The sequence below is a fragment of the Sporolactobacillus mangiferae genome, assembly GCF_023336505.1.
GTDB lineage: Bacteria > Bacillota > Bacilli > Bacillales > Sporolactobacillaceae > Sporolactobacillus > Sporolactobacillus mangiferae.
In genome coordinates this window covers 40,779-56,848 of record NZ_JAMAST010000016.1, presented here as the reverse complement: position 1 = coordinate 56,848, position 16,070 = coordinate 40,779, and the positions used below count along the sequence as shown (strand labels likewise).

Genomic DNA, 16,070 nt, shown 5'->3' with positions numbered 1-16,070 from the left:
GAATTTTCTCCAACGAACCGAATGCATTGCGCAACAGCTATCGTAATGGAATGGGTTCTTGCTTCAGAAAATGCTGAAATTGTCACCTCATTCGGATCAATGAATGGCTATGCATCACTTGAAGAAATAATCATGGCGCTTTTCGTGCACCATTGCCAAACGAATAAGAGCGACTGCCGTTATCTGGCAGAAATCCGTGACTTAATAGAGAATATGACGCACGTTCCCTTTGCTAAGCATAAACCGGTCATCGGCAGAGAAATTTTTCAGGTTGAATCCGGAATCCATGTGGACGGAATCATGAAAAATTCATATTGCTATGAACCTTACAATCCGGAACGCGTGGGTCAGAAGCGAGAAATTATCTTAGGGAAAAAGAGTGGGCGGGCTTCATTGACATTGAAGATGAAAAAATTGCACATGAAGCTGTGTGACTGTCTGTTACCGCAGATTCTACAGCAAGTGAAGGAATTAGCCGTTGAGAAAAATGATCATGTGACCGATCATGAATTTATTCGGATTGTGAATGACGTGAGCAGAAATAATAGCGTGAGTTCGTTGACTTCAGAAGCGAGAGAGGGATGATGGCGATTCGAACGCGTAAATTCATTGTCGATACAACGTTGAGAGATGGTGAGCAGTCACCTTCAGTGAATTTCACAAGACAGCAGAAGCTTGATATTGCGTCGCTATTGGATGACGTCGGCGTCACTCAGATCGAGGCAGGAATCCCGGCCGGAAGCCGTGAAGAAAAGGAAACAATCTGTCAGATCATCAATCGCTGCAAGCATGCGAAGATCGCGGTATGGTCCCGATTAAACATGAATGACTTGCGGCAATGCATGGACTGCGGACCGGATTTGATTCATATCAGCATTCCGGTATCTGATCTTCAAATTTATTCAAAATTGCGTAAAGACAGACATTGGCTCATTAATCAGTTATTTAGCAGTCTGGAGTTATTGATTGATCAGCATGTCAATATGAAGCATATATCGATCGGATTTGAGGATGCTTTCCGTGCCGACAATGAATTACTCATTAAACTATGCAACATTCTGTTGGATTTTAATATCCGCCGTATACGTTTAGCAGACACGGTAGGCACAATGGTCCCTTCATTATGCAGAAAACGATTTACAGAATTGGCCGAAGAGACAGGGCATTCGGCGCAATTCGGTTTTCATGGTCATAATGATTTGGGAATGGGCCTGGCGAACACCATTGAGGCTCTGAAATGCTCCTGCAATTATGCGGATACAACGTTGATGGGTATCGGCGAGCGGACGGGAAATTGTGATTTTCAGCAACTTGTCTCCGTGACCCAGCATCTTTTTGATTTTGGTTTGACGGCTAAGAGCGCAAGAGATGTGCAAAAAGAATTCGTTAAAATCATTCACCAGGCTGCCTGAAGATAGGTTATATAAACCTGCATCTCAGAAGTCTCATGTCTATAAGAAGGGAAGTGAAGGCGATCTATGTGCAAGATCACAGCCTTTTTATCAGCAAAAGGTTTAAGTTCATTTATTGAAGCGGATCGGTTGGCCATTTTTTGCAAAAGTGAAATGGGCTGGCTGAGGGAAAAAGAGATTGAGATTGTTCAAAAGCCGCCTGCTTCAATTCGTGAGCAGAGGCAGCGAGTAGAGCAGCTCCTTTCGCAAATCGTTGACAGCCGGATCCTGGTGTGTCAGGAAATCTCCGGAATTCCCTATGTTGTTTTTGATCAGGCACATTTTCATATCTTTCAAATCAATCAATTATCTGCTGAACTTTTAGATGCAATTGTCCATAAAGTACAGTCCATTGAAAATCAGCAAAAGATAACCAGAAAGAAACTGGAATACGCTTCCCCGGTGAAAACGAAGCAGAAGGGTATCTATCAACTGGACCTGATCAAGGTTCAGCAGGATTATCCTGAAATTACTTCAAAACAGGCGTTGATGGGTTTCTTAGCCAAAACATCTTTTGCAGAGCTGCATTTACATTGTCGGCACACACCACCGTGGATTGAGAGAGACCGCCGATTTACGATTGAAAAACGTTCATAAGAGCCACATGAGTACATCGTCGTCAGGCCAAAGTGAACGGGTGAAAGGAGGGGGTTCCGGTGCAGAACTTTCAGATGATCAATGATGAGATGATCAAGCTGCGCTCAGGTGTTTTTGGTTCGGTTGTTTCCTATCGCAGCTATCCCACCGGCGAACTTGAAGGCATCAAGCTTTCCGGAAAAAATATGGTGCTTACGCATATCGGTGAGCTCGTTCCTTTTTATACCGAGACGGAACGAAGAAAGAACAAGTATTCGGTTGAGTTTTACAAGAGCGGAATGATTAAATCCGTTGCCTTGGAGAAGCAGCAGCCTATTTATACGGCGATTGGTGAATTTCCAGCTGAGCTTGTGACATTTTTCGAAACGGGTGAACTCAAACGTTTCTTTCCGCTGGATGGAAAATTAAGCGGATTTTGGACGGAAGATGATGAAAAGTCGTTGCAGATTCCCTTCCGTTTTGATCTTGGCTTTACTTCGTTTAAAGCAATGATTAATTGCATCGCCTTCTGGAAGGATGGCAGTATACGAAGCATCACGCTGTTTCCGACTGAAACAGTCAACGTGCGCACCCCGGCCGGGGAGGTCGAGGCAAGAGTGGGCATTTCCATCTATCAATCTGGTGAACTGGAGTCATTGGAGCCTGCCGCGCCGATACAGATTCATACTCCGATCGGCCTTTTGACCGCCTTTGATCCGGATGCAACCGGTATTACAGCGGACAGTAATTCGATTGTTTTTAATAAAAAGGGTCAGCTGATCCAGTTAGTTACTTCAGAAAACCGGATAGACGTCCAGACTGAGGACGGTCATTTGAAAGTTCTTGAACCGAAACTGATCAACAATCCGCTCGATGACGAAACGGTTCAGCGTGAAGGCATGACCGTTCGGTTTGATTATGAGAATGATGCAGTGCATTTGGAAAATGGTGACGGTGATCAATCCTTCTCGCTTTCTAAATCAGGGTTCTCGATCGAAACGGTAGATAATCCTTATTGGAGCTGTTCACCTTCACAATGTGCTTCATGTTCACTTTCATCAATTTGTTTCAAGGACCGGAACTTGCAGTGATTCAGCAGTTGCAAAATTATTGTTTCAAGGAGGGTTCATGGATGGCCAGAATAAAAAAAACGATGGATGGAAATACTGCCGCGGCTTTTGCCAGTTATCCATTTATTGAAGTAGCGACAATATATCCAATTACCCCATCGTCACCAATGGCTGAATCGACTGAGGCATGGTCGGTCGGTGGCTTAAAAAATTTATTTGGTGACCAGGTACGTGTCTATGAATTGCAAAGCGAAGCGGGGGCTGCGGGCGCGATGCATGGCAGTCTGAATGCGGGCGCGTTGACGACAACGTATACGGCAAGTCAAGGCTTACTGCTGATGATACCTAATATGTATAAAATTGCCGGTGAGCTGCTGCCGTGTGTGATCAATGTAACTGCTCGTGCACTTGCCTCACATTCTCTGAGTATTTTCGGCGATCATCAGGATGTCTATGCTTGTCGGCAGACCGGCTTTGCAATGCTGGCCGAAACAAATCCACAGGAAGTTATGGATTTAACACCAGTGGCTTATCTGGCTTCATTAAAAAGCCGAGTTCCGTTCATCAATTTTTTTGATGGTTTCCGGACCAGTCATGAGATTCAGAAGATTGAGACCTGGGATCAATCGCAATTAGCGAAAATGATCGATAAGGACGCATTGACTGCCTTCAGAAAGCGGGCTTTGAATCCAGAACATCCGACGATGCGTGGCAGCCATCAGAACGACGATATTTATTTTCAGAACCGTGAAGCAAGCAATCCCTATTACAATGCACTGCCGGGGATTGTTGAAGACTATATGAATCAAATTAATCAGAAGATCGGCACGAATTATCAATTGTTCAATTATTATGGAGATCCAGAAGCAGAACGTGTGATCATAGCCATGGGTTCCTTTTGCGATGTTGTCGAAGAAGTGGTTGATTATTTACTGGCAAAAGGTGAAAAAGTGGGACTGATCAAAGTTCGGTTATATCGTCCGTTTTCCGTAGAACATTTTCTTGATGTCTTACCTGAAACGACACGTAAGATTGCCGTTATGGACCGTACTAAAGAGCCCGGAGCCATTGGCGAACCGCTTTATCTTGATGTGGTTAAGGCGTTATATGGAAAATCAAAGGCAACAATCGTCGGTGGACGTTATGGGCTGTCATCAAAAGATACTCCTCCTGCCAGCGTCTTTGCTATCTTTGACGAACTGAAAAAGAAGCAGCCTAAAGAGCAGTTCACTGTTGGGATTGTCGATGATGTGACAAATCTGAGTCTGCCGGAGCGCAGCGATGCTCCGGATACAACACCGGCGGACACGATTTCCTGTAAATTCTGGGGAATTGGTGGAGACGGAACAGTTGGCGCCAACAAGAATTCCATCAAAATTATTGGTGATAACACCGATATGTATGCTCAAGGCTATTTCCAATATGATTCGAAGAAAACCGGCGGTGTAACGATCAGTCATCTGCGTTTCGGGAAATACAAGATTAAAGCCCCCTATTATGTGAAAAAGGCGGATTTTGTTGCTTGCCACAATCCTTCTTATATTGAAAAGGGCTTTCGTATCGTTCAGGATATTAAACCTAATGGCACGTTTTTAGTTAATTCGCAGTGGACCGACGATGAACTTTCAGAAAAACTGGGTTTGTCTGCCCGAAAATATATTACTGAGCATAAGATTCACGTCTATGCCATCAATGCCACAGACATTGCTCGGCGTATTGGGATGGGAAAACGAACCAATACGGTCCTGCAAAGTGTGTTTTTTACTTTATCAAAGATCATTCCGCAGCAGCAAGCCATTCAGCTTATGAAGGCATTTGCTTATAAAAGTTATGGAGCTAAGGGTGATGCCATCGTTTAGGCAAACTATCGTGCAATCGACGAAGGTGCTGCCAATATCCGGGCGGTGAAGATTCAACCTGCCAATCAGAAGGATCAGTACACCTTCAAACTGAATCTGAAAGGGAATAATCCTAAGCTGGAAACGATGGTTGATAAGATCATGTATCCCATCGGTCATATGGATGGTAATAAATTACCGGTTTCTGCCTTCAGTGATCATGCTGACGGAACCTATGAACTTGGGGCGGCACAGTATGAAAAAAGGGGAGTTGCTGTTGAAGTTCCTGAATGGGATCCGGATTTATGTATCCAGTGTAATCGCTGCGCTTTTGTTTGCCCGCATGCCGCTATTCGTCCTTTTGCGCTAGACGATACGGAAACTGCCGCATTACCGGATCAGGCGAAAGCTGTTCCGATGAAAGGCAGAGGCATGGAAGGTTATCACTATATCCAGGCGATCAGTCCGCTGGATTGCATGGGTTGCTCAGTTTGTACTGATGCATGCCTGAAGTCAGGTGCGTTGACGATGAAACCGCGCGAGACGCAAATGGATCAACAGCCGGTTTTTGATTATCTGGTTGACCATGTTGATAAGAAACCCGGCATGATGAAAGATTCCACGGTTAAAGGCAGCCAGTTTAAAAAACCACTGCTCGAATTTTCCGGTTCCTGTGCCGGCTGTGCAGAAACAACTTATGCCCGGCTGATTACTCAGTTATTTGGTGACCGTATGTTCATTTCCAATGCGACAGGCTGCTCGTCAATCTGGGGCGGCCCGGCGGCCACTTGTCCTTATACAACAACGTTTGATCATAAAGGTCCGGCATGGACAAACAGCTTGTTTGAAGATAACGCAGAGAACGGCTTTGGCCTGTATCTTGGACAAAGGGCCATTCGCGAGCGGCTTATCGGTACGATTAAAGAAATTGCCGAATCATCGGATCAGGAAGATATCACTGAGGCTGCCGATGGTTTCTTACAGACAAAAGATGACGGTAACGCCAATAAAGCAGCGGCAGAAGAATTACTGAGACAAGCGAATCGTTTTGCCGATCAGGATCTTCGCCTTCAGAAGATCCTTGACAATAAAGATTATCTTGAGAAGAAATCAATCTGGATTTTCGGCGGCGATGGCTGGGCTTATGATATTGACTTTGCCGGTCTGGACCATGTGATTGCTTCCGGTGAAGATATTAATATTTTTGTATTTGATACAGAGGTCTATTCCAATACCGGCGGCCAAATCTCGAAAGCCAGCCGTATCGGACAGGTTGCACAGTTTGCGGCTTCAGGCAATCAACGGGCAAAAAAGAAACTGGCAGAAATCGCCATGGTTTATGGCAATGTCTATGTGGCTCAGGTGGCCATGGGTGCCGATATGAACCAGACGCTGAAAGCAATTACTGAAGCAGAGAGTTATCATGGCCCGTCTCTGATCATCGGCTATTCGCCTTGTGAGATGCATGGCATTAAAGGCGGCATGGCAAACGCACAGAATGAGATGAAGCTGGCTGTTGAGACGGGCTACTGGCACAATTTCCGTTTTGATCCGCGCAACCTGGCAATAGGAAAGAATCCGCTGATGATTGATTCTCGTGAGCCGAAAGGGAATTATGCTGATTTTATTAAAAATGAAAATCGCTACACCCGCCTTCAGCGTTCGTTCCCTGATCGAGCAGCTGAACTGTTTCAGGAAGCCGAATCGATCAGTAAGGAGCGTTATGCACATCTGAAGAAATTACAAGCATTTTTTGAACCGGAGAATGCAGTAGTAACCGCGAATGAATCAGGATTAAAAGGTTAAGTAAAAAGGGAGAGAAGAATCATGGCTTATAAAATCAATGAATTCTGCATTGCTTGCGGGGCTTGCGAACCTGAATGTCCGTCGGCTGCAATATCTTTTGATGGTATCCAATATGTCATTGATCCTGACAAATGCACGGAGTGCGGGACATGTATGGATGCTTGTTTTAATGAAGCGATAGAACCTCCAAAGAAATCATAAAATAGTTCATCAACGATCATCAACCATGTATTCTCATCATGACGATGGAAAGATAACAAAGTGATCGTATAGTTGATTGCTAATCTGTGAAACGGAGGATTTAAATCTTGGAATGTAAAAATAACAATGAATCACGTTCTGTGACCTCGTTTCAGGTCATGCCAAACGATGCGAATACGCATGGCACACTTTTTGGCGGAAAATTGATGATGCATGTTGATAATATTGCCGTCATGGCGGCAATGCGGCATTCTCGCAAGACGGTGGTGACCGCATCTGTCGATTCAGTAGATTTTCTCTATCCGATTAAAGTGGGATCATCTGTCTGCCTGGAAGCATTTGTGACATGGACGCATCATACTTCGATGGAGGTTTTTGTAAAGATCGTGACTGAAGATTTAACAACTGGGAAACGTGTGCTCTGCACGACCTGTCTGCTGACATTTGTCGCTCTGGGATCAGATGGGAAGCCGTCTGCAGTTCCCAAAGTGATTCCGGAGACCGAAGAGGAAAAGCTAATGTATGCATCCGCTGAGCAGCGGTATCATCATCGTCTTGAGAGACGCAAACAGGCCAAGGAGTTTCAGGCAAAACTTCCGCTGGAAAAGCCATGGGACAGAAGACGAAAGACGAAAGACTCTTTCTACCCCATCGGATGAATTGTGCTGATGGTGTCCGGTCTTGAGCAGCTAAAAATCAGTCTTACAAATATAATTCAAAAAATTCAAAAATATTTATATCGGAAGAAGGGGACGAATTGAATAAAAGTTCAAACAATGCATTAACCCTGACAAAGTGTCAAGTGAAACGCATAAAGAGAGAAAAAGATGCCTACATCATTTTGCTCCTTCTTCTGATTCTGCTTATTGTCTTTGCTTTTTCTTTTTGTATTGGAAGTTATAAGTTATCAATTGGTGAAGTGATTACCATTTTCTATGGTCGCCTGATGGGTATCAAGCAACAGTTTCGGTGCAAATGTAGATACTGTCGTTTTTTTAGTACGAATGCCAAGAATCATTGCTGCACTGATCATCGGTGGCGCATTGTCAGTCGCAGGATCGTCGTATCAGGGGCTATTTAGAAATCCAATGGTTTCTCCCGACATTCTTGGTGCTTCGGGTGGTGCCGGATTCGGCGCTGCATTGGGTCTCCTGCTTTCATTAGATGCGTTTGAAGTACAGATGCTTTCTTTTCTCTGCGGACTCGGAGCGGTACTCGCGGCGGTCGGTATCCATTCGATCATCAAACGTGACGGCGGCGGATCGCTTCTGAGCTTGATCATGATCGGCATTGTCATTTCCAGTCTTGCTCAGGCATTTATATCACTGATTAAATATGTCGGTGATCCCGAAGATAAATTACCGGTGATCACATTTTGGCTGATGGGCAGCCTGTCGACGGTTACCATGAATGACCTGTTTTTTCTTCTGATTCCGGTCATCATTGCGATTGTTCCCCTTTATCTTTTACGCTGGCATTTGAACATCCTGTCCTTCGGGGATGAAGAAGCTACGGCACTGGGCGTCAACGTGCGAAAAATGAAGCTGGTTGTGATCATTTGCTCAACTCTGGCAACGGCTGTGACCGTATCCGTTGCAGGTGTTATCGGTTGGATCGGGTTGATTATTCCACATCTGGCGAGAATGCTGGTTGGCCCCAATTATAAGCGGGCTTTACCTGCTTCCCTGTTGATCGGCAGTATTTATCTGATTCTTGTTGATGACCTTGCCCGGATGTTTACGATGGAGTTGCCTCTGGGGATTCTCACATCGCTGGTTGGAGCGCCTTTCTTTCTCTACCTGTTATTTAAAGGAAGGAGAGGATGGTCATGATTCTGAAAATAGAAGATGTATCATGCGGATACGGACTTGATCCGCCGATTGTCAGCCAGATATCCATGACGATTCGTTCAGGTGAAATATGGTGTGTTCTCGGGCCCAATGGCGTTGGGAAAACAACTCTTTTTAAAAGTGTTCTTGGATTCCTGAAACTGAAATCAGGACGCATTACGATTGACGGTCAGGATATCCGGTCATGGACTCAGAAGAAAAAGGCACAGGTCATTGGTTATGTACCACAGGCACAGAATAACCCGTTTCCTTTTTCTGTTAAAGACGTTGTGCTGATGGGACGGACATCCTATCTGAGTGAACTGGGTTCTCCGGGAAAGAAAGATGTCGAAATTGCTGAGCGGAATATTCATATGCTTGGCATCGGCCAGCTGGAAAACAAAAAATACACCGAGTTGAGCGGCGGCGAAAGACAGATGGTGTTAATTGCCAGGGCACTGACGCAAGAGCCGGATATATTGATCATGGATGAACCTACCTCTAATCTCGACTTTGGTAACCAGGTAAAAGTATTGAAATACATCTCTGACCTGTCCAGGAGGGGATTGGCTATTCTTATGACCTCACATTTTCCGGACCATGCTTTTTTATGTTCTTCAAAAGTAGCTCTGTTTCGGCAGCATCAATTTGTCATTGGTGAAGCAGATAACATTGTCACGGAAGCCAATTTAAAACAAGCCTACGGTGTTAATGTACAAATTGTCAGCGGCACTTCAGAACAAGGAAAAGAAATAAAATCCTGTGTGCCATTACTGGATGATTAAATTTTTAATATTAAATCTAATATTACTACGAGGAGAATGTAAAATGAAAAAAAGAATCGAAGTAATGCCATCCGTCTGTTCACTCTGGTTTGTTCGCTTATTCTTTTAATTGGCTTTACATCGGCATGTTCCCAGACTGGCAGCAGCAGTAGCAGTAGCACGCAGTCAAGTTCAACCGCAGCTTCGGAGAGTAAAACAGTTGTTACAGATTCAACAGGTGCAAAAATTACGGTGCCAAATAACATCAGGACAATTGCAGATGCCTGGCCGGCTCATAATGAGATTGTCGGCATGCTTGGCAGTGCGGATAAAATCGTTGCCACTATAGATGCAAAAAACCAGTATCCATGGCTGTACCGCGTATTCCCGGGAATGAACAAGGCAAAAATAATTTTTACGAAAACGACCGTCAATACAGACAGCCTGGCACAGTTAAAGCCTGATGTATTGTTTAGTTCAACCAATCCCCAGCTGATATCAAAGACGAAAGAGCTGGGGATCCCAACGGTGCAATTAATTTTTCAGAATTATAATGAGTTACAAAAAGTTGTTACGATTACAGCGAAAATATTAGGGGGTACGGCACCTGCAAAGGCAGAAAAATTCAACAACTATCTGACTGAACGTCTTCAGAAAGTAAAATCCATAACGAGTAAAATTCCTGCTTCAAAAAAACCAACTGTCTTACATATTGAATCACTCAAACCACTGGTCATTGATGGAAAAGATACAATTGTTGACGAATGGATCAAAGCCAGCGGTGCCAAGGATGCGGCCGGCATATCCGGGAATCAGAAACCTGCGTCAGTGGAACAGATCATCAAATGGAATCCGGATATCATCGTTATCGGAAAAAGCGGGCTGAGCAACCCAAACAATGTCACTGCAAGCTTGAACGCACTCTATAAGGATCCTCAATGGAGCCAGATCAGTGCAGTCAAGAAACATAAAGTACTGGTCAATCCAATGGGTGTCTTTTTATGGGACAGATACGGCATGGAATCCGCTCTTCAATTCCAGTGGCTGGCCCAGGAGCTGCATCCTGATCAATTTAAAGATGTGAATATGGTCACGATAACGCAGCAATTCTATAAAGAGTTTCTTAATTATGATTTAACGGCAGCAGAAGCAAATAAAATTTTACATGCTCAGAATCCTTGAGAATGTCTCTACCCGGTAAATGATGTTTTAAAGGCAAAGTGCCAGTGGGTCGAAGGTGTTCTTAGAAGGGAGTGGAGGGTCTGTTTCTCTTTGACCCGATCCGTTTTTCAGCACGTAGATCAAATGCTGTACCGTCAACGGATTTGCGTCCTTGGTAAGGCATGCTGTTTTCGTCTAATGGCAAATAGAAATCACTATTTATTTTTAGATTGAGATCTATAACATCTGTTTTCCGACCATCAAGACGGAAATAGACATGGTTTGTGGGACTAAAGACTGTCAATTCGTCTGACAGCACTTTTATTTCATTCGAAAGTCTGTCCTCGTTATCTAACGTGTAAGTGACCGGTCAACACGCGTGATTCAGTAGCCGACTGTAAAAACGGAATGTGACAGTCCGGGACATTCTTATAGAAAAAGAGCCCTTCAACCTTAGCACACTTAGGATGAAGGGCTCTCTTGGTATTACCCCATCAGGATTCGAACCTGAGCATCACGGAATCAGAATCCGTTGCCTTACCGCTTGGCCATGGGGTAATGAATCAGAACAAGAAATATTATAACCAGATTAAGCGTATATTGCAAGAAAAAATTTAAAAAAATAATTCACTGTCGTTTTTGACAGGGGGGAGTGCGTTTCGGGGAGGGTTATCTGCGTAAAAAAAATCGTGACAGCAGCTACGTCAGTGCCAAAAGCAGTCCACTTTTTTGATGGTGCCTTCAGACCAGCATGCCTGATCCGTAAACGCACCTTTATGCATGGAAAGGATCGGAGCATTGTTGCTTTACCGTTTCCTCCTGGGACGAATCCGTGCTCCCGGTAAACACGATGATTGATATTGATCGCGGTTTCCATTTAGTGGCATAATAGATGTAATAAAAGACGCTGTTTCAGAATCATGTGGTGCTTCGGATTGTTTTATTTGCGAACAATGCGGGCTGTTCATATCCTTCCGCTTGCCGATGATACACGAATTAAAAAAATGGGGCCTCGGGTGTTCACCTGCTCTTCAGCAAACGAATGAAAGATGAACTGAAAAAGCAACAACAACATTTTGACGGTATCAGTAAAAAAAGAGAAACAGATCGATTTTTACCGCATAGAACCTCTATGTGAATGAAAGATGTCGAGGAGAGATGACCATGCGATTAGTTTTACTATCGGGCGGTTCAGGAAAACGGCTTTGGCCGCTTTCGAATGATGCGCGATCCAAACAATTTTTACGCGTTCTGGAGAATCAGAATAAAGAACTGTCTTCAATGGTGCAGCGTGTCTTCGGCCAGCTGAATGAGGTTGGACTCGGCAGTTCAACGGTCATTGCAACAGGCAAGGGGCAGGTGGAAATGCTGGAGAGCCAGCTCGGGAAAGCAGTCCCGCTGATTGTCGAACCGGAACGCCGGGACACTTTTCCGGCAATCGCGCTTGCGGCGGCTTATCTCTATACGAAGGGCGAAGCTTCACGCAATGAGGTAGTTGCCGTGCTGCCGGTTGATCCATATGTAGATACCGCTTTTTTTAAACGCATTCTCGACTTAGAGGCACTGCTTGATCGGACAGGGGCAGATCTCGCGCTGATGGGCGTAAAGCCGACGTATCCGTCAGAGAAATACGGATATATTGTGCCGGCCAGGGGCAAGCACGGCGACTACATAGACGTTGATCACTTTACTGAAAAACCCAATACAGCACTTGCGAAACAGCTGATCGGTGAGTCGGCCCTCTGGAACTGCGGCGTCTTCGCGTTTCGGCTGAACTATGTGATTTCGATTCTGGAATCGCTTGGCTTGCCGCTTAATTATGAGGCACTGTCGAAGCAATTCGCCAGACTTCCGAAGATCAGTTTCGACTATGCGGTTGTAGAGAAGGCAAAAAATATCGTTGCACTTCCCTATGAAGGATTCTGGAAGGATCTCGGTACATGGAATACTCTGACCGAAGAAATGGCAACGAAGCAAATCGGCAAGGGAATCATCAGTAACGATTCGGAGAACACGCATTTAATCAATGAACTGGATCTTCCGGTTACGGTACTTGGCGTATCCAACGCGATTGTGGCAGTCAGTCCGGACGGCATTCTCGTATCTGACAAAGAGCAGAGCCCACGCATCAAAGAAGTGATGAAGGGTTTTGACCAGCGGCCGATGTATGAAGAACGCAAATGGGGGTCGTACCGCGTGCTCGACTACTCCCGTTACTCTGCAAACAATGAAGAGGTACTGACGAAAAAGGTCGTGATTAAAGAAGGCGCCAATCTAAGCTATCACTGCCACCATATGCGCAAGGAAGTCTGGACGATTGTCAAAGGTCACGGGCGCTATGCTGAGAACGGTGTGATTCGCTCGATCAAACCTGGGGATGTTGTGATTGTGACAGCCGAGACTCTGCACGCGATTAAAGCAGATGAAGCCCTTGAATTGATCGAGGTGCAGATTGGCAGTCAGCTGATTGAGGAAGACATTGATCGCAAAGTCATGAAATGGGATGAAATTGAAGCTGCCTGTTCTCAAGTGCGCGGGTAAGTAACATTTTTTGCGGTTTTGATCCGTTTTTTTCTTTTTTCAGGCTTTGTGCTAGAATGCAATGTAAATAAAACATACATGTGTCTGCCTGCTTTGAGCAGGCCATTGATAATTGGTATAGAAAAGGAAGGCGGCATGATGAGCCAGATGAATACAAAAGTTGATGAAGGATCGTTTTTAGCGGATCTCGCTGAACTGATCGCGATTCCGAGTACGAAGGACGCAAGTCAGGCAGGGGAAGGCGCACCGTTCGGTCCCGGACCGCTTGCTGCTTTGGAAAAAATGCTGGAAATCGGCAGGCGCGACGGATTTCGCACAAAAATGCTTCAGGGCTACGCCGGTTATATTGAATACGGTCCGGAGGAGGCCAAAGACTATATTGCGGTACTCGGCCATGTCGATGTCGTACCGGCAACCGGAAAATGGGCACATAATCCGTTTACTCTTCACGAAGAGAATGGGACCCTTTATGCACGCGGCGTGATCGATGACAAGGGTCCGACAATGGCCGCCTATTATGCGCTTAAAGCGCTGAAGAATTCGGGCGCTGCGATCAGGCATCGGATTCGGCTTGTGATCGGGACGGATGAAGAAAGCGGCTGCGCCTGCATGAAAAAGTATAACGAATTGGAGCCGATGTCGCTGTTCGGTTTTGCGCCGGATGCCGAATTCCCGCTGATTTTTGCGGAAAAAGGCCAGATCCGCGCATGGATCAAAACACCGAAATCAGGCAGCAGTAATGCATCTGTCCGCCTTGTGTCCTTCTATTCCGGAGAACGAATGAATATGGTACCCGACCATGCTTACGCTATTTTATCCGGAGCAGATGCAGAAAAGTGGGCCGTAGAAGCGCAGGCGGCACTGAGCGCCATAAACGTACCGTTCACTGCGGAAAAGACAGATCAAGGCTTCAAAATGACGGTTAAGGGAAAGTCAGCGCACGGTTCGGAACCTGCGGGCGGCGTGAACGCGGCTTTTCTCCTTGCATCGGCATTAAAGAAGCTGCCGCTTGTCAAAGAAGAACATGCTTTTGTCACGCTGCTTTCCGATACGCTGAACAATGATTTCGGAGGCGAGCGCCTCGGCATCAAATATCAGGACGATGTCTCCGGCGAACTGACAGTCAATGCAGGCGTCATCCGCTTTGGTGATGACGGCGGAACCGTATCCCTGGACATCCGCTGCCCGATTAAGGCCTCATTGGATGATCTGGTTCAGACGCTTACGGCTTCCGTTCGGCAGCTCGGTCTGTCGATTGGCGAGCTTGGTACGAGCAAGCCGCTCTATATGGATCCGAAGCATCCGGCGGTCCAGATTTTGAAAAAGGTTTATGAAAAGCATACGGGCCTGAAAGATGTCAAACTGCTGACGTCCGGCGGCGGAACCTATGCACAGTATCTTGATGCCGGTGTTGCGTTCGGTGCCTGCATGCCGGACTACCCGTATACCGGCCATCAGGTTGATGAACATGTTAAGCTTGATGACCTTCTGCTTGCCTCGGAGATCTATGCGGATGCCATGGCTGAGCTTGGGAATCTTGAAGGATAAAGTATATACATCTGAATAAACGTAAGTCATTGCGGCGAGCAAAATTCTGCTCACCGTTCATTTATACTATAAGAAAGTTGAAAATTCAGCAGATTATCGTATCAGTGCGACGGCGGCTTTGCCTTCGCCAGAGGCCTGGCAAAGCCAGGTTTTTTAATTGCACTTTAAATGAAAACCGGGTTACTTTTTATGTCGATTGCTGATAGAATATGAATGTTTAAGAAATACGGCAGTTGAGCAGTTCTGTGCCGCTTCCACTGGTGACGCATATAACAGCAGTGCAGACATAGTGTTTTTTAAGGATTACATGTGATGCGCATGATGAACTCATTTGAAAAATAAGCTGAAAAATCAACAGGAATTTTTCACAACAGTACCTGATATCCAGACGCCTGGTGTCAGTGACAGAACAGGAATCTCTTTGACGGAGGCATGAAAGTAAATGGCAAAAGGTTTGTTTTGGCTGTGTTTTTCTGTATTACTGAACGCATTTGGCAATGCGCTGACCATTAAGGCAGCCTTTGGATCAGCGCCCTGGACAGCGGCGAGCATTAATATTTCATATGCCACAGGGCTGACGGTGGGGACGGTTCTGGTTATGATGGGCAGTATCGTTCTGATTGCGGATGATCTGCTGAGACGGCGGTGGAACGGGATTAAAGACATATTCAATTTTCTATACATGCTTTCTTTCGGTTATCTGATTGACTTCTGGCTGTTTGCGCTGCAGACATTTACGATCAGCGGCTGGATTGTGCGGATTGGCGTTTGTGTGTCAGGCATTCTGTGCATCGCGGCAGCATTGTCCATTTATTTTCAGGTGAATCTTGTCCTTCATCCATTTGATGATCTGCTGAAAATTCTGCGCGAGCAATATCTGCATGGCAATGTCGTGCGGGCACAGCGTATCTCACTTGGTATCCCGCTCGCGATTGGCCTTACGATCAGCCTCTTCCGCCACCAGTTTGTCGGCATTAATCTCGGTACCGTTATCAGTTTTCTGTGCATGGGGTATTTTATTCTTCTTTTTGACCATTATATCCATCTGCACATTAATCGGGATGCGCTCACGCACTGGCACAGGCAGCATGCTTTCCATCGTTTAAAACATTCGAAGGCATAAAAAACGACTTGACATTTACAGGCAGTTGACTAATATTAAATTTACATATAATCAAAAGCGATGAAGAGAAGAAGTAGAACGCGCGCTTTTCGACAGAGAGCTTCGGTATGGTGAAACGGAGCAAAAGCAAGGTTCGAACATGGCCTCTGAGCTGCAGAGCTG

General features: G+C 45.5%; 14 protein-coding genes, 1 tRNA gene, 1 pseudogene and 1 other annotated feature (1 of these 17 only partly in view). Of the genes and pseudogenes, 14 read left to right on the top strand and 2 right to left on the bottom strand.

The annotated features are described in order from the left end of the window. The 11 genes from M3N64_RS11475 to M3N64_RS11425 all read left to right on the top strand — a co-directional run. The coding region (locus M3N64_RS11475; protein WP_438271018.1) for a homocitrate synthase/isopropylmalate synthase family protein at nt 1–585 on the top strand (585 nt) is incomplete at its 5' end. Then, nucleotides 585–1,412: a hydroxymethylglutaryl-CoA lyase-like TIM-barrel protein gene (locus M3N64_RS11470; protein WP_249102330.1), complete on the top strand. Its 828-nt coding sequence runs from the start codon at nt 585–587 to the stop codon at nt 1,410–1,412. The genes M3N64_RS11475 and M3N64_RS11470, both read left to right, overlap by 1 nt. A gap of 66 nt (nt 1,413–1,478) precedes the next feature. Further along, on the top strand, nt 1,479–2,048 hold the full coding sequence (locus tag M3N64_RS11465; RefSeq protein WP_249102329.1) for a Fe-only nitrogenase accessory AnfO family protein: 570 nt from the start codon (nt 1,479–1,481) through the stop codon (nt 2,046–2,048). A gap of 59 nt (nt 2,049–2,107) precedes the next feature. Then, nucleotides 2,108–3,118 (top strand): hypothetical protein, encoded by a 1,011-nt coding sequence (locus M3N64_RS11460; RefSeq protein WP_249102328.1) that lies wholly within the window; start codon nt 2,108–2,110, stop codon nt 3,116–3,118. Between the two features lie 41 nt (nt 3,119–3,159). Further along, nucleotides 3,160–4,956 (top strand): pyruvate:ferredoxin (flavodoxin) oxidoreductase, encoded by a 1,797-nt coding sequence (nifJ, locus tag M3N64_RS11455; RefSeq protein ID WP_249102327.1) that lies wholly within the window; start codon nt 3,160–3,162, stop codon nt 4,954–4,956. 45 nt (nt 4,957–5,001) lie between these two features. After that, nucleotides 5,002–6,741: a thiamine pyrophosphate-dependent enzyme gene (locus tag M3N64_RS11450; protein ID WP_249102326.1), complete on the top strand. Its 1,740-nt coding sequence runs from the start codon at nt 5,002–5,004 to the stop codon at nt 6,739–6,741. Between the two features lie 21 nt (nt 6,742–6,762). Next, complete coding sequence (fdxA, locus tag M3N64_RS11445) at nt 6,763–6,942, top strand: 4Fe-4S ferredoxin (protein ID WP_249102325.1); 180 nt, start codon at nt 6,763–6,765, stop codon at nt 6,940–6,942. A 107-nt stretch (nt 6,943–7,049) separates the two neighbouring features. Next, a complete protein-coding gene (locus M3N64_RS11440) occupies nt 7,050–7,601 on the top strand; it encodes an acyl-CoA thioesterase (protein WP_249102324.1) in 552 nt (183 codons plus the stop codon). Between the two features lie 345 nt (nt 7,602–7,946). Further along, the gene (locus M3N64_RS11435; protein ID WP_249102323.1) at nt 7,947–8,774 is read left to right on the top strand and encodes a FecCD family ABC transporter permease; all 828 of its coding nucleotides are present in this window, start codon (nt 7,947–7,949) and stop codon (nt 8,772–8,774) included. Further along, complete coding sequence (locus M3N64_RS11430; protein ID WP_249102322.1) at nt 8,771–9,556, top strand: ABC transporter ATP-binding protein; 786 nt, start codon at nt 8,771–8,773, stop codon at nt 9,554–9,556. The genes M3N64_RS11435 and M3N64_RS11430 overlap by 4 nt, the downstream gene beginning before the upstream one ends. A gap of 231 nt (nt 9,557–9,787) precedes the next feature. Beyond that, a complete protein-coding gene (locus tag M3N64_RS11425; RefSeq protein WP_249102321.1) occupies nt 9,788–10,717 on the top strand; it encodes an ABC transporter substrate-binding protein in 930 nt (309 codons plus the stop codon). Nucleotides 10,718–10,778: 61 nt separating this feature from the next. Here the strand turns inward: M3N64_RS11425 and M3N64_RS14215 are convergent. Further along, a pseudogene (locus tag M3N64_RS14215) lies at nt 10,779–11,051 on the bottom strand (aldose epimerase family protein); the annotation flags it as partial. 131 nt (nt 11,052–11,182) lie between these two features. Then, nucleotides 11,183–11,254: transfer RNA gene (locus tag M3N64_RS11420), tRNA-Gln, on the bottom strand. A gap of 606 nt (nt 11,255–11,860) precedes the next feature. Here M3N64_RS11420 and M3N64_RS11415 point away from each other — a divergent pair. From M3N64_RS11415 to M3N64_RS11405, 3 genes are all read left to right on the top strand, one after another. Further along, nucleotides 11,861–13,237, top strand: coding sequence for a sugar phosphate nucleotidyltransferase (locus tag M3N64_RS11415; protein WP_249102319.1), 1,377 nt, complete (start codon nt 11,861–11,863; stop codon nt 13,235–13,237). 138 nt (nt 13,238–13,375) lie between these two features. Continuing rightward, entirely contained in the window at nt 13,376–14,785 is a 1,410-nt protein-coding gene (gene pepV, locus M3N64_RS11410) for a dipeptidase PepV (protein ID WP_249102318.1), read from the top strand. A gap of 442 nt (nt 14,786–15,227) precedes the next feature. Then, nucleotides 15,228–15,908, top strand: coding sequence for a YczE/YyaS/YitT family protein (locus M3N64_RS11405; RefSeq protein WP_249102317.1), 681 nt, complete (start codon nt 15,228–15,230; stop codon nt 15,906–15,908). Between the two features lie 51 nt (nt 15,909–15,959). Next, nucleotides 15,960–16,070: a binding site (T-box leader), on the top strand (it continues 153 nt past the right edge of the window).